Raw genomic sequence first — 15,469 nt, forward strand, 5'->3', positions numbered from 1 at the left:
CCGAATCCTTGTCGCACAATGGCTCACGACTCCTTCGTTCTCGTTTCACGGGCTTGTGCTTGCAGCAATTGTTCCACGTCCAGCCGCGAAATCGAGAAATCGCCCGCACGCAATTTGATATCCACCAGCTTGATGCACAGTTTCTGGATCAGGTAGGGATGGCCGGCAGTGGCCTTCAACAGCAAATCCACCGCATCCGGTTGGTAGCGGAAGATACCCTGCACCGGTTTGAGCACCAGAGCCCGTGCAGCTTCGTCCGGCAGGGCGGCCACCGGTATCTCCTCGAAGAAGTTGTACCAGGGCGAGCCGCTGCTCTCCCACTCCTTCTTCAGGTGGATCCCGGCCATGACGCAACTGAGGTGGTCGGCGAAGTCCTTCATGAAGATGCTGCGCAGCTTTTGGTTGGTTTTGTCGCTGAACTCGTTCAGGACGTCCACTTCGTCGACGAGCAGCACGACCAATACGTGCTTGTCGGTGCGCGCGTCGAGGCGGGCGATGATTTTCTTGATGTCCTTGGAGAAATGCCGACTCTGATAGCCCTCGGCCCGCTCGTGGACCTCGAGATCGTCGGTGTCGATCTCCCACTCGGCCGAGTGAACCACCTCGACCATGAGATGGTGAAACAGATCCGTTTCGACGATGCCCTGGAGATCCACGAACGCGGGGAAGAAGGCGTATTCGGGCGAATCGAGACGGGCGAGGTTCTGCTTGAGTTGGAGCAGGAAACTGGTCTTGCCGATGCGGCGATCGCCGTGGATCATGAAGGAATTCTTGTGCAGTGAACCCTGGATCCGCCCCATCAGGGCATCGCGACCGAAAAACATGTCGGCCTGGCGTACCGGAGCCCCGGCGATGTAGGGATTGAAGTGGCGCAGTTTGGCCATTCGTCGACGACGCTGGCGCCGCACCGTCAACACCAGGCCCAGGGTCACGCCGATCCCCAGGAGCATCGCCGGATAGAGCGGATCGTTGTACCAGGGGCGCTGCAGTACCAGCACCTCGGTCAGCTCCAGTTTCTGGTCCAAGACATCGCGCAGGTGGAAGCTGACGCGGTGCTCCCCATAACCCGAAGCCAGCAGGATGCGGTTGAACCGATACCCCTCGTCGACGGCGCGAAGCTGGTCTTTGGCAAAGGGAACGGGCACCTCGTCGAGTCGGATTTCCCAGGCGGAGACAGGTTGGTCGCCCCTGATGACGACATCCGCCCGAATGCCCAACTCGCCTTCCCGCGAAAGGGCCATGATGCCGGCGGGCTTCAGGACCGGCGCGGGTGATTCGTCGGCGCGTTCCTTTTCGAGCTGATTCTGAAGATCCCGGTTGCGTTGTTCGATGACCTGAACGCGCTGCGTGAGGCTGCTCTTTTCCAGCTCCAGGTTGGTCAAACGCACCTTGAATGCCTGAATTTCCGCTTCGGCCGCCTCGGCTTCCGCCACCCGCGTCACCGAATCGGGATCCTGGGCATCCGAAGGCGAGTCGCGCTGCGCCTCGGCCTGTTTCAGCATGCGATCCAGCTCGAGGTAAACGGGTTCGGAGAGATCGCCGCGAAAGGCTTCCAACAGGGGCCGCGCCTGGTCCAAGGCGTCGCGCTCGATCAATTCCTGGATGCGGCGCTGCATATCGTCCCGCAGCCCGTCGAGCCGTCCTTCCAGGCCGCTGCGAAGCTGAATCAGGATGTCGATATCCTGGAAGGCGGTTCCGTCGGCGCCGCCGCCCACGAGTTCGTCCAATTCGTCGCGGGCCTGCCGCCAGAGACCGCGATCGAGCAGATCCAGCAGTCGTCGACGCTGGCGAATCCGCTCGTGTTCCGCGGCCACTTCTGCGCTGAGCGCCTGAACCTGACGTCGCCAAGCGTCGAAAATGGGGGCCAGATCGGCCTGCAGGGGTGGCGACTGCTGCACCACTTCGCCGCGAAAGGCGGCCTGCGCGAATTCCTGGGCCTTGGCCACATCACCCAGGTGGTAGTGACTGAGCGCCTTGAAATAAAAAGGCTTGTAATCGATTTTTTGCACGGCGCGGGTGAATTGATTGCGCTTGGGCGTCGGGGCCTGGGCCAACGCCAGGTCCATTTCACGCAAACACTCAGGGTACCGCGCCGATTCGTAGTGTTTGATGCCGCGTTCGTAGTGCTCGTACCAGGTCCATTGACGCCCTTGGAGCAGCAGCAGGCAAAGCAAAAGCGTCATTTCATTCTCCAGATCACCGAAAGCGTCACTTCGCGACCGTCCTGACGAAAGTTGGCGGCCGCATCCACCTCGAACCGGTTGTCCAACACCCAGCCGAGGCCCACGGTGACATGGTCTTCGTCGGCGGGCCGGGTTCGCGTAAACCGCTCGGCGATGAACGGATCGTCACCCACGTACGAAACGGTGTGGGGCGGATTCCTGAAGTACCCGGTGCGAATGGCCCAGACCTGGCGCTCGCCGGCCAGCAGCCATTCGAGACCCGCATGAATTTGATCGATGTCGCGTACCACGTAGTTCGCTGCTTCCTCGGTTTGAATCGATTCGGCGATGACGAAATCGTCGCCGATCATTTCACTGTAGAAAATCCTTTGCCAATCGAGCATGAACCGCAAATTGGGACGTGCCCGCCACTGAAGTCCCGTACCGAAGACGTCGGGCACCACGAAGGGGACTTCGAAATGTTCGATCAGGACCGGCTGTTCGTTGACGGTTTCCAGAACCGACTCGGTAAGTGTCAGTTTCGGGTTCTCCCGCCACACCATCCCCCAGGTGAAATTGGGATTGACCTCGTGCAGCAATCCCAGGTTGAATCCCAGGCCGGCATCGCGATCGTCGATGGTGGATTGGTACGCCAGGGTGCGGACGCCACCGTTGCCGAGACTGCGAATGAACCCGTTGCGAAAGTACTCGGTCTCGCCGGCGAGGCGCACGTAGTTGAAGGTCGCCCCCAGTTTGAGCGGGCCCAAACGTCGGGCCACACCCAATCCCAAGGTACGCCCCCGGAAATCGAGCCGTACCTCTCGCGATTCGACCCGCTGAAAGTTGCCCTGAAGCACTCGGGTATCGAAAAAGCGGCGCTGCTTCTCCCGCAGGTAGACGTGGTGATACACCCCGAAAAACCAACCGCGCCAACGGTAGTTGGCCGAAGCGAAATTCCACAGTCCGGTGCTGAGCGGATCTTCGGTGAAGACGATGTTTGAATTGGTTTCGCCGCCGATCGGCAGAGATCCCTCGTCACCCTCTTCCGACAGGCGGCGATATTCGAAGGTAAAGCCGGGATCCGTGAGGTAGGCCAGGCCGGCCGGGTTGGCGAAACTGGCGGTCGCATCGTCGGCGGTTCCGATGAAGGCCCCACCCATGCCCATGGCACGCGCGCCGGGTACGCTGAAATCGAACTGGAACTCGCGAAATACCTCTTCGTTGGTCTGTCCCAAGAGCGGCCCGCCCAGAAAGGCCAGCAGGATTCCGAGAAACCGCAGGCGGGGGCTCGGCCGGCTTTGTCTCCGCCTCACGAGACAAGGTTTTCCAAAACCAGAACGATCGAGTGCCGACAAAGCAGAAAACGAATGCATACCACTACCGGTAACTGAGATAGAAAGAGAAGAGCCAGAAAACGGAGACAGGAGACGATGCGCACCAGATCGACCGGGGCCCGCGGAGCCGGTGAGAAAGACCACCGGGACGAGAACGGCTTGGCGAATGTGGGGGAGGCCTTGCAAGAATGTCGCGAATATGTCGGAGATGCACGCCCAAAAAGAGGGGGAAGATCGAAGAGCTCGGCAGAGTGGGATGCTCCCATGGGTGGGGATTCCCTGGGTAACCATGTGACGGGCTTGCCATCCGGCTTCGCGCCAACGCGCAAATTAGCGCGATCATACACCAACGCCAGCCGAGAAGGAACGGCGTATTCGCGGATCGCCGAGTGGCGCCAGGTCAATCTGTCGCAGGAAACCCCGCAAGCGATTCGGCTCCGAAACGACCTTTGCCAGTCAATTCGTCGCCCAATCCGGTACCCGCAGCCTATTTTTCTCGCTTTTTTATTTAGGGAGGGCTAGGTGTGGAACCCGCCACATGACCCAACGTTGGCGATCGAGCCAAGGTTCTCCCGGTTTCTCGAACCCGGATTCGATCCTGGGAGCCCTACCAAGATCGGCACGAGACGGCACGAACTTCGCTAAGTTTCGCCGTGATCCACCCCACAAGGCGCAAGGGAAGAGTTCGTGACTCCATCCTTTTTTATAGAACCCTTGGCCTGGGGATTGCTAAAATATCGGTTTCAGGTTGTTCGATGGGAGTATGCACCGAATGAGTCATCAACATTTCATGGGAACGGGTTCCGTGATCGGCAAGATCCTGACGTGCCTTTTGTTCCTGATGGCGGCCCTGCCCGCCGCCGCCGAATGTCTCTCCGCGCACAAGGAAACCTTTTATGTTTCCGGCCGCTATACCGACGCCGCCGAATACGGCAGCTACCTGGTGTTGTCATCCGGTTACGGACTCACCTTCAAAGATCGCGACCTTCCCAATACAGCCGATCTCCACACGGCCCAGGTGCCCGGCGAAATCAACGCGCTCGTCACCGCGAACGGCTATCTGTACGCCGTCGCCAGGGATTCGGGCATCTTCAGCTACTACAGCGCCGATCCCGGTAGCGACCCCATTCACTTCCCCTCCCAAAATTACTTTTTCCCCATCGAAAATCTCATCTCCGCAGCCATTTACGAAAACGCCCTGTTCTCCAACGAGGGAGACCGGATTCGTCACTTCGGTCTCAACGGCGCTGAAAAGCCCCAGGAACGCGATCAGTGGAACATTCAGGTTTCCCAGGTGGTCGCCACTTCCCAAGCGGTCTTCGCGTTGACGAACAACGGCGAGATCTACTACCGCCTCTACAGCGAAAACGGGTTCACCGGCGCATCGCGCAAACTGACGGTGCTCGACCAAAGCGCGTTTTTCGGCATGCGCGCCGCGGGCGACCGCATCCTGGTCGACTCCATCGAGGGAATCAGCATCGCCGGCGTCTCCCAAACAGGTGAAGTGACCGACGCCGGCAGGCTCTACCAGACGGGCGGTGCCGAGTTGATCTTGAACTGGACCGCCAGCGAAGATTTCCTGTTTCTTCGCTTCAGCGACCGCCTCGAAGCGATTTCGACCCAGTTGGCGTCGCCCACCGCCTCGGCCAACCGCTCGGTCAGCATGCCGTTCAGCGAGATCGGCACCACGCGCCTGCGTGCCGTGGGCGATCGGGTGTACTTCATCAACGCCGGACCGGGCGGGCCCGAATGGAGCCTGAACGTCTACGAGGTGGAAGACACCTGGATCCAAGCCCGAGCCACCCTCGAGCCGAGTTTCGACGACGTCACCGGCGTAGCCATGGTCAAGGGTCATCTCTTCCTGGCCTCGAACCAGAAACTGTTTCACGGCGGCATGGCCGAGCAGTTCGGCCAGGGGGCACTGAGCGAAATCCGCAAATACGGCGCCCCGATTCAAGAATTGAGTGGCGACGGCAAAAATCTCTACCTCACGACCGCCGGGGACGACCCGAGCACCACGCTGCTGCACGGCTTCGAGGTCGACGAGAACGGCGCCCTCGGGCCCGCGTTCACCCGCTCCATGACGGGGTCCCTGCGCCAGCTCGACCAATCCGGCGACCATCTCCTCCTGGTGCAATACCTGCGAGACCGAGCGGGCGACCACTACACCCTGCACCTCTTCCAGTCGGACGACGCCTCGGCCGCCAGCCGCACCTTCGAACGCATCACGCTTTTCGACCGCGGCAATCCCTTCCGCGATCTGCAGATCACCGACATGGGCCTGCTCTATCACGACGGTGAAGAAATCAGCCTGCACCAGAACGTGGCGCGCCTCGAAGAACTGGCGACGCTGCAACTCCCGATCGACGAGGCCATCGTCGCACTGGTCGCCACCCAGAATCACATTTGGGTGGAAACCGAATCGGGATTGTACGTGGTCCGGCTCGAGAACCTCCAGCCCAACGTCGTGGGGTACTACCCCAACTGGGTCGACCTGCGCCAATTGGACGGCAATCACATCATGGCCCGCAACCGGCAAGACCCGGTACCCAGCCGCTATCACGCCCTGTATCTCGAGGATCGCGATCTGTTGGAGGCCCGCAATTCGGTTTCCACCTCCAGCCCGCCGATTTTTTCCACCTGGCTGTCCGACAGCCTCTTCGTGGTGGAACGCTCGGCCCTGCAAAACTACCGCGTCGAATGCCAACCGGCCCGGCAAACCTATCTGCTGCCCTTCATCGAAGATGCCGAACTGGAGATCAGCACCGCCCTTGGTGATTTCGATCAGATCCACTTCATCGTCTTCAACGTGGACGGCCAGGCCATCGGCACCCAGCACATGGACGTCGCCCAGATCGCGCACTTCAACGGCCGTCCCTTGGCCGATTGGCTCGTCGATTACAACCACTTGGAAGCGCCGTTTACGGTTCTGCTCTCCAGCAGCAGTCCCGTCGCTCCGGTCATTTCCGGACAGGCCACCGAACACCGCAATTCGCGATTCGCCTACCAGGTTCCCGAAAGTGAATTGACCGGTTCCGAAACCTACCTGCCCCACGTACCCAAAAACGACAATCAGTGGGCCACGAAATTGTATCTGCACAACTTCGTGCAGACCGACCTACTGGCAGAGGACAAAGACGTCGCCGTCAGCCAGGTCCTGGAGATGACGGTCGAGAACTCTTCCGGCGAGGGCCGCGATCACAGCATGCTTTCCGGTTCCACCGAGACCTTGACGCTCCAGGCGCAGACGTTCGAAACGCCCACATCCTGGGCCAAGATTTCCTCGGCCGACCTGACGACGCGGCTTGGTGGCTTCGGCATGTTTTCCGAGTCTTCGCAAACCCAAGCCGCCGCCGTTCCCCTAATCGCCAATCTCTCGGACGTGCTGGTCGTCCCCTACCTGGCTGGTCGCCAGCGGCCTTCCTGGTGGACCGGGATCGTGCTGGCCAACCCGCATTCGCGGCCGGTCAACGCGCGGATCGTGGGCTACGGGGTCGACGGACAGATCGTTCGCAACCAAACGGTGCCGATTCCCGCCAAGGACAGCCTGGTCGAGATCGCCGAGTCCTGGTCGGAGCGATTGAAGCAGGGCAAAACGGGTCCGGAAGTGCAGTGGATCGCCATCGCCTCGGAAAAACCGATCATGGGCATGCTGATGTACGGGGATCTGAACAACAACAGCCTCGCCGGCCTGCCCCTGCGCTCCAGCACCGGTTCGGAGCTGCTCTTCAGCGGCGTTCGATCCGACGTGGACTGGTGGACCAGCCTGGTCATCACCAACGCCCACACCGTGGCCACCGACGTATCGGTCGAAGCGCTCAACGGGCAGGGACAGACCATCGCCACCTCCTATTACAACCTGGAGAGCAAGGAGCACCTGGACGGATCGGTAAGGCAGTTCTTCCCGGAACTCAAACCGTCCCTTCGCGAATCGATTCAGACGATCCGCGTCCACAGCTACCCCAGCTACCTGTCCGGTTTCATGTTCCGTGGCCTCGGTGGAACGGAATCGTTGGAGGCCGCTTCCGCGCTGCACCTCATCCGGTGAGTGCCCATCCGACGGATGGGCACGGTATCGGCATCCGGGTCTCCGGTTTTTGGCAACCCGGGTCCTCCCTGGAGTCGATGCCCGCTCCGAACTCGGCGGCTTCGATTCCTTGTGGCTGCGACTCCTTCAGGGTGAACGGCTTTCCCTTCGCCAAGCCGCCTCTCCCGTGCGCGGCTGATCGCCCTGATACCTGAAGCCTGATACCTGACTGCGGCGTGGCCCGCGGCCACGCCTACATTTCGTTGGCGTACTGATGCAGGAGCTTGCGAAGATCCTCGTATTCCACGTCGAGCGGTAGGATCGCGATTAACTTCTGGTCGCGGTTGAAGAAGAGCAACAGCGGATGCTCACCCAAGTGCAGTCGATTCTTCAACTGACCCAATTTGTCCTGAAGGTATTCGCCAGGCACATCGTAGGAGGTCATCAACTCCGCGAATCCGTGGGCGCCGGTATCGTCGTTCAAGATCGAGAACATGCCCACTTCCTCGTAGACCTCGGAGAATCGCTTGAGGGGACCCAATCGCCGCAAACAGGACGTGCATCCGCTGAGGTCGCTGTAAAACACGACATAGCCGCGATAGCCCTCGGGAATCTGGTAGGTGCGCCCGGCCATGTCGTGAAACCCGATGCGCGTCAGATCGAAGCCACTGGAACGCGAGAAAAACACGCGAATCTGATGCTCGTAGGCGTACCCGAGAATGGCGACAGCGGCAACGGTGACCAACAGCAGGGCTTTCTTTTTTTCTTTCATGAAGACGACACCTTCTACCGATTTTCACGGCTCGAAATGACGTGAAGACGCATGGTTGGGTAGGCGGGGTTGGACGGAATCGCATAGGGTCCAACTGTCCATGTGCGGATCAATGCTCATCCCAAAAAGACAATGACATCCACGCAAGTATTTCAATGGTATGTAGTACATGTTCGAATTCGTTCTTCGTTTCCATCGATCACTCCACGATCGTCGGGCTCATGGCCCCATCTGCCGCATGCTTCTCGTATCCGGAAGATTCCCATCGGTTTGGCGCGCAGCTCCCCTGGCGTCGTCCACCCGGACGGCAGTCGACCATCGTTGTTGGTTCAATCACACACCGGGATCTCGACCATGCATCGTCGAGGGCCGACTATCCAGAAAAACCTTTGCTTAAAACTCCTGACCGAAATCATGAAATATGCAACGAAACACAATTTTGTGTAATTTTCTAAATAGTATCACGAATTGTCTCGATCTACAGAATGTCAATATGTGCCCCAATCGACGGCAGAACACGGCACCGACGAGGGGCTCGTACAGGCCCGAATCGAAACCCTCCAAATCAACTAAAGCTTCTCAATAATTTCTGACGCCGTACGATAAATAATTCAGTGCGCCACCTTTTACCCAAGCTTCTTCCTTTTTGAAAACCGCCCCCTCGAACCCGCTCGTCTCCAAAGGATCTCATCGATATGGAAAAGGGCGTCCTCAGTCAGAAAATCTTGGAACTGTTCAAACAAGGTGAGGACCAAACCCTCCAGGCACTTTTGAAAAAGGTTCTCGAGAGCTTCCGCGACAGCGCGCTCGAAGAGATCGCCGATTTGATGTCCCAAATCGACGGCAAGCTTCGTCTGAAGATTCTTTCCTACCTCATCGAAGATGGCCAAACGGATCTCATCCCGTTATTCGCCACGCGCATCCGAGAAGAGCGAAACACGCTTTACGCCAAGTCGATGCTGACCCTCTTCGGCAATTTCGAACAAAAGGAGGCCCTGAGGGCCTTGGAGGAAATCGGCGACCACCTCCACCCCGAACTCAATACCACCTACCACCGCATCGTCGGTCGCCTACGTGCACGACACCGCGAAACCTTTTACATGGACGAGTTCGAGTCGGGCAACGCCAAGCGCATGAAAAACGCGGCGGCGACCATGATCCGCGAGCCCCACCCGGACTACATTCCCTTTCTCAACGGGCTATTGAGCCATGGTGATCCCACGATTCAGATGGAGGCGGTCAACGTCCTGGCCGAAATCGGCGATGTTTCCAGTTTCGACGCCGCCTTCGATGCACTCGCCGACCTGAAATCCCAAATCGAGTGCGGGGATTCCTACCGAAGTTTTCTCGAGCAAGCGGAAGGCGTCAAACTGGACCCGACCAAAACGGTGAACCTCCTCTCCCAAACGACCGAGACCCCGGTGGAGGCGTTGCGGGAATGGTGGGACGATACCGGCCAGCCGCAAAAACTGGGCGAGCACATCAATCAAGCCTTCCGCCTGCACTCGCGCGTGATTTCGGACGACAACGTTTCGTTTTGGAAGAGCCTCGTCCTGGGGAGCCCCATGAGCCGATCCGATGTGGACCGGCTCAAGAGTGCCGTCGACCTGTACCAAAAACAGTTGCGCCACATCCAGCACGATACGCTGGTTTCGATCGGGCAAATCGCCGTACGTCACGACGTTTCGGACCTCATCTCCCGCCTGGACCGAATTCTCGATTCCAAGGACGCCTCTCGCGACGACCTGATGGTCTCGGTGTTGATGGGCCACCGCTCGGACGAGTCACTGACGCGCCTGATCGCCTACGTCAACGAACACCGCGATCCCAAGCTTTTGCGCAAGGTTCTCGAAGCACTGCACCGCTACAAGCTGCCCTCTCTGCCGGAAGGGGTGCGGCGCCTCGCCGGCGATACGGAACACACGGATCTCAGACATCAAGCCCAGCGATTGGCCGGCGAACAGGGATTCGGTGCCGAGCTGTTGGAGCCGCTGCTTTCGCAAAAGAGCCTGCTCGCCAAGGCCGAAGCCATTCAACTCATCGGTGAGTACCGCATCGACGGGGGCTACCAAACGCTGTTGAACCTGCTGACCCAAAAGGTGCCCGACAGCTTGCTCATCCAGGCACTGAAAGCGCTGTTGCCGTTCAAGCGAGACGAGACCGGTCCCGCCGTCAGCCCCTTCATCTCGAACCGTTTCAGTCTGTCCGTGCGCGATCAGGCCATGGAAACCCTTTTCCGTGGCGGTGGTTCTTCCCGATTGCAACGGATCGTGGACCACCTGACGAGTCTCGCCGAAAATAAAACGCTCGACGGGGCCGACAGCCTGCTGAGCCTGATGAAGGACACCCCGATCGAGGAATACGAAATGGAGTTCTATCCCTATCGGGATTTCTGGTGCACCCTTCTGGCCTGTGACCGGGAGCGCACCCGCGACAAACTGCTGACGGTATTCGAGAAATGTCATTGGCTGATCGAGGATCCACTCGAGTGGGTCAAGGCCTTGAACCACGCCAGTCATCAACCCCAGGCCAAGTATTCGGCCCTGGAAGAACGCCGTATTCGCGCCGTCGTGGCCAAACTGAACGCCAAACAGCTCAACCAGGACAAATCGACCCGCCAACAGAAGACCATTCTCGACATCTTGAACAACTTCCAAAAGCCGGATCACTACTCGCGGGTCCAGGCGATGCGCAAGCTGAGCATGGTCTACAAACCGACCATGGTGGAGCACCTGAAGGACCTGATGCCGAAACTGGTGGAAATGGTCCTGCTCTTTTTGGATTCGAACCAGGGAGCCCCCGACATGACCGCCTTGGCGATCACCGTCGCGGGGAAGATCGGCCATCCCAAGCTGAAAGACCGCATTCGCCAATACCTGAACAGCGACGACCCGGTTCTCAGCAAGGCGGCTGGAAAAGCGCTGCACCTGGAATTCCAGGAACCGGACCACGCCATTCACAAGATCCTGATCGTCGACGACAGCAAATACATCACGAAACAACTGGGCACGGTACTGACGAAGGCGGGTTATCAGGTCACTTTGGAGAACAACCCGTTACAGGCCCTGGAAATCATGTGCGGCGAGAGCTTTGATGCGTTGATCTTGGATCTGCACATGCCGCAACTGGACGGAACCGAAGTACTCAGCAAGGCCCGCGCAAACCACTCGGCCCCCAGCCACGTGCTGATCATCACTTCATCGCGGGAACGGGGCGAACTGGCGAAAGTGGTCGCTCTGGGCATCGAAGGCTTGCTGCTCAAGCCATTTCCCATGGCGGACCTGCTGAACAAGATCAAGGTCATGGAAGTGGAGAAGCACTGATCTCCAAACAGCGAGGTCACGCGCAACCCAGGGGGCCCGGCCACACCGATGCCCCCGCGAGGCGGGTTCGGGCGGCGTTTCAGGACGCTTCCGGTTGGAAATCGAGCAGGTGCACACCCTGATCCACCAGGTCATCCGCCTGGAAGTGGATGGCGGTGACGGTACCCGGTCCGGGCGCTTCGATGCGGTGCTCCATCTTCATGGCTTCCATCACCATCAAAACCTGGCCTTTTTCCACGACGTCGCCCTGGTTCACCAAGACCTTGATCACCTTGCCGGGCATCGGCGCCGCAAAACCGTCGTGGCTGTCGTCGGCTCCGCCCTTGCCCTTGCTGTTCTCGAAGAAAAAGGTTTCGCCGGCCAGCGTCACCCACACCCCTCCGGCGACCCCCGTAACGAAATAAGGAACGGTTCGATCACCCAGATGGAGCCGTCCGCTGCCGGAGGCGGGCGCAGCCAACTTGAACTCGCGAACCTCCTCACCCTCGTGGATGGTTCCGTGCAGAGGATGGATCCCCGTCCAATCGATCTTGAAATGCCGGTCGCCCAGCTTGAATTGCTTTCTCATTTGGTTCCCCTCCAGGCGGGTAAGGACGACCAGGGATCGTTGAAGGCCACACCACCTTCTCGCGAATTCGCTTTCCTGCCCGAGGCACCCAGCGCCGTCAACGCCAGCGCCTGGTCGATCAAGCCGTCATCGGCACGATAATCGGCGAAATGTTCGGCGAGGTAGTCGGTTCGCGTTTCGCCCTTCAGGAAGTGAGGTTCCTCGAGAATGGCCAGCAGAAAGGCGATGTTGGTACGCACGCCGTGAATGCCGTACTCCGCCAAGGCATTGCGCAGTTTCTCGCAAACCGTGCGGCGATCGGCTCCGCGCACCACGAGCTTGGCGATCATCGGATCGTAGTAGATGCTGATCTCGTCACCTTGGGCCACGCCGCTGTCGACGCGCACATCCAAGCCCTGGGGCTCGTGATACCCGACGATGGTCCCGGTTTGGGGCAGGAACCCGTTGGCCGGATCCTCGGCATAGATGCGGACCTCCATACTGTGGCCCCGCCCGCTGATTTCCTCCTGGCGCAGGGGCAGTGGATTCCCGCGTGCCACCTCGATCTGCCATCGGACCAGGTCCTGGCCAGTCAGCATTTCGGTGATCGGGTGCTCTACCTGCAGCCGCGTATTCATTTCCAGAAAATAAAAGGACCCATCCTCATCCAACATGAACTCGACGGTACCCGCATTCGTGTAGGACACGCACCCGGCCGCGGCCACCGCGGCTTCGGCCATGCGCCCACGCAGTTCCGGAGTCATGGCGGTCGACGGGGTTTCCTCCAGGATTTTCTGGTGGCGCCGCTGAATGGAGCACTCCCGTTCGAACAGGTGGACCAGATTGCCGTGTTCGTCTCCGAAGACCTGGAACTCGATGTGACGCGGACGGGTCAAATACTTTTCCAGCAGGACCGTGTCGTCCCCGAAGGCGGCGGTCGCCTCTCGTTTCGCAGCCTCCAACTCCTCCAGAAACCGATCCGCGGCGTGAACGATGCGCATGCCCTTGCCTCCACCGCCGGCGCTCGCCTTGATCAACAGCGGAAAACCGATGCTCTCGGCCTGCTCACTCAGATGTTCCGGATCCTGCTTGTCGCCGTTGTAACCCGGCACGACCGGCACCCCCGCTCGAATCATCTCCCGCTTCGAGGCCTGCTTGGAGCCCATCAGTTCGATGACCTCGGCCTGGGGACCGATGAACACCAAACCGGCGGCCCGCACGGCCTTGGCGAACTCGGCGTTTTCCGACAAGAAACCAAATCCGGGATGGATTCCATCGGCTCCGGTCGATTTGGCGGCCTCGATGATCGCCTCGGCGCGTAGATAACTCTCGATCGCCGGAGCCGGCCCGATACAGACCACTTCGTCGGCCATGCGCGCGTGTTTGGCTGCCATGTCGACTTCCGAAGCCACCGCCACGGTGCCGATGCCCATTTCGCGGCAGGTCTTCATGATTCGCACGGCAATTTCCCCGCGGTTCGCAATCAAAATCTTCTTCATATTCGTTCCTTCTCCTCCCCCTCGCTGCCGTTGAAAGGCGTCAACCTGCGCGACGGGGGACGACGAGCCCCCGCCCGAATTCGGCAGGCGCCATCACATGCGGAACACCCCGTATTTGACCGGACCGATCGGCTGGTTGTAGGCCGCGCTCAGCGCCAAGCCCAACACTTCGCGAGTTTGGCGTGGATCGATGATGCCGTCGTCCCAAAGCCGTGCGGAGGAATACCAGGCACTGCTCTCCACCGCGTATTTATCGAGAATCGGCCGCTTGAATTTCTCGGCCTCCTCGGAACTCATGTCCTGGCCGCGACGTTGAAGCTGTTCCTGCTTGACCTGGCAGAGCACGTTGGCCGCCTGTTCGCCTCCCATGACCGAGATGGTGGCGTTGGGCCACATCCACAGGAACCGGGGATCGTAGGCGCGACCGCACATGCCGTAGTTGCCGGCACCGTTCGAGGCACCGATGATCACGGTGAATTTGGGGACCTGGGCGTTGGAAACGGCGTGAACCATCTTGGCGCCATCCTTGGCGATGCCGCCCGCCTCGTATTTGCGACCGACCATGAAGCCGGTGATGTTCTGCAGGAACACGAGCGGTATCTTGCGCTCGTTGCACAGCTCGATGAAGTGGGTCGCCTTGAGGGCGGACTCGCTGAACAACACCCCGTTGTTGGCCACGATGCCTACCGGCATGCCCCAAATGTGGGCGAAACAGGCGACAAGGGAATTTCCGTAGAGTGCCTTGAATTCGTGAAACTCCGAGGCGTCCACCACCCTGGCGATGATTTCGCGCACGTCGAAGGGTTGGCGCGAATCGCTGGGCATGATGCCGAGCATGTCCTCGGCGTCGTAGGCCGGCTCCTGAACCTCTTTTTGTAGAGGCACCGGCTTGCGCGGCCGATTCAGGTGGGCGAAGATCTCGCGCACCATGTCCAAGGCCTCGCGATCGTCATGGGCATAGTGGTCCGCGACACCCGACTCGCGGCAGTGGACGTCGGCACCGCCCAGGTCCTCGGCGGAAACCACTTCACCCGTGGCCGCCTTGACCAGCGGCGGACCGGCCAAGAAGATGGTGCCGGTGCCCTTGACGATGACCGTCTCGTCGGACATCGCCGGCACGTAGGCGCCGCCCGCCGTGCAGGAGCCCATCACCGCGGAAATCTGCGGGATCCCCGCGGCCGACATCCGGGCCTGATTGAAAAAGATGCGCCCGAAGTGGTCGCGATCGGGGAAAACCTCGTCCTGTTTCGGCAGAAACGCCCCGCCGGAGTCCACGAGGTAAAGGCACGGCAGGTTGTTCTCTTCGGCAATCTTCTGCGCGCGAAGGTGTTTTTTGACGGTGATCGGCAGATAGGTTCCGCCCTTGACCGTCGCATCGTTGGCGACGATGACCACCTCGTGACCGGAAATGCGGCCGATCCCCGTGATGATGGCCCCCGCCGGATGGGGAAAATCGTAGAGCTTCCAACCCGCCAGGGCCGAGAATTCCAAAAAGGGACTACCTGGATCCAGGACGTAATCGATCCGCTCCCGCGCGGTCATCTTGTTGCGGTCACGATGAAGTTTGATCGCCTTCTCTCCACCCCCCAAGGCGACTTCGGCAAGCCCGTCCTGAAGCTGTCCGATCTTTTCCATCATGTATTCCCGGTTCGCCTTAAACGCTTCCGAGCCAGGACTTACCTTTGTCTGAAAGGTAGTCATCTACGCCTCCCGAATGTGCTGCTTGATGAAAGCTCCATCATAGCGTGGCCCTCGGAAGGGGGCAAACATTTCCCAGCGTCGGGGGCCGTGCCCGACCTACCGGC

Annotated in this window: 8 protein-coding genes; 2 read left to right on the forward strand and 6 right to left on the reverse strand. The window is 59.8% G+C overall.

Features of this window, described 5'->3' with window-relative positions:
* Positions 1 to 23 precede the first annotated feature (23 nt).
* Both J3U87_RS30510 and J3U87_RS30515 read right to left on the reverse strand, forming a co-directional pair.
* Positions 24 to 2,183: a hypothetical protein gene (locus J3U87_RS30510; RefSeq protein WP_237379580.1), complete on the reverse strand. Its 2,160-nt coding sequence runs from the start codon at positions 2,181 to 2,183 to the stop codon at positions 24 to 26.
* Positions 2,180 to 3,475: an OmpP1/FadL family transporter gene (locus tag J3U87_RS30515; protein WP_237379581.1), complete on the reverse strand. Its 1,296-nt coding sequence runs from the start codon at positions 3,473 to 3,475 to the stop codon at positions 2,180 to 2,182. Before J3U87_RS30515 ends, J3U87_RS30510 begins: the two co-directional genes overlap by 4 nt.
* A 793-nt stretch (positions 3,476 to 4,268) precedes the next feature.
* Between J3U87_RS30515 and J3U87_RS30520 the strand changes: the two genes are divergently transcribed.
* The gene (locus J3U87_RS30520; RefSeq protein WP_237379582.1) at positions 4,269 to 7,544 is read left to right on the forward strand and encodes a hypothetical protein; all 3,276 of its coding nucleotides are present in this window, start codon (positions 4,269 to 4,271) and stop codon (positions 7,542 to 7,544) included.
* 232 nt (positions 7,545 to 7,776) lie between these two features.
* Here the strand turns inward: J3U87_RS30520 and J3U87_RS30525 are convergent, their stop codons facing one another.
* A complete protein-coding gene (locus J3U87_RS30525) occupies positions 7,777 to 8,295 on the reverse strand; it encodes a hypothetical protein (protein ID WP_237379583.1) in 519 nt (172 codons plus the stop codon).
* 695 nt (positions 8,296 to 8,990) lie between these two features.
* Between J3U87_RS30525 and J3U87_RS30530 the strand changes: the two genes are divergently transcribed.
* Complete coding sequence (locus J3U87_RS30530) at positions 8,991 to 11,618, forward strand: response regulator (protein ID WP_237379584.1); 2,628 nt, start codon at positions 8,991 to 8,993, stop codon at positions 11,616 to 11,618.
* 79 nt (positions 11,619 to 11,697) lie between these two features.
* Here J3U87_RS30530 and J3U87_RS30535 read toward each other — a convergent pair whose 3' ends face one another.
* The 3 genes from J3U87_RS30535 to J3U87_RS30545 form a co-directional block, all read right to left on the reverse strand.
* The gene (locus tag J3U87_RS30535; RefSeq protein WP_237379585.1) at positions 11,698 to 12,186 is read right to left on the reverse strand and encodes an acyl-CoA carboxylase biotin carboxyl carrier protein subunit; all 489 of its coding nucleotides are present in this window, start codon (positions 12,184 to 12,186) and stop codon (positions 11,698 to 11,700) included.
* Positions 12,183 to 13,664: an acetyl-CoA carboxylase biotin carboxylase subunit gene (locus J3U87_RS30540; RefSeq protein ID WP_237379586.1), complete on the reverse strand. Its 1,482-nt coding sequence runs from the start codon at positions 13,662 to 13,664 to the stop codon at positions 12,183 to 12,185. The genes J3U87_RS30535 and J3U87_RS30540 overlap by 4 nt, the downstream gene beginning before the upstream one ends.
* 93 nt (positions 13,665 to 13,757) lie before the next feature.
* Complete coding sequence (locus tag J3U87_RS30545; RefSeq protein WP_237379587.1) at positions 13,758 to 15,365, reverse strand: carboxyl transferase domain-containing protein; 1,608 nt, start codon at positions 15,363 to 15,365, stop codon at positions 13,758 to 13,760.
* Positions 15,366 to 15,469: the final 104 nt, after the last annotated feature.

This window comes from Sulfidibacter corallicola, from assembly GCF_017498545.1.
GTDB classification, from domain to species: domain Bacteria; phylum Acidobacteriota; class Holophagae; order Acanthopleuribacterales; family Acanthopleuribacteraceae; genus Sulfidibacter; species Sulfidibacter corallicola.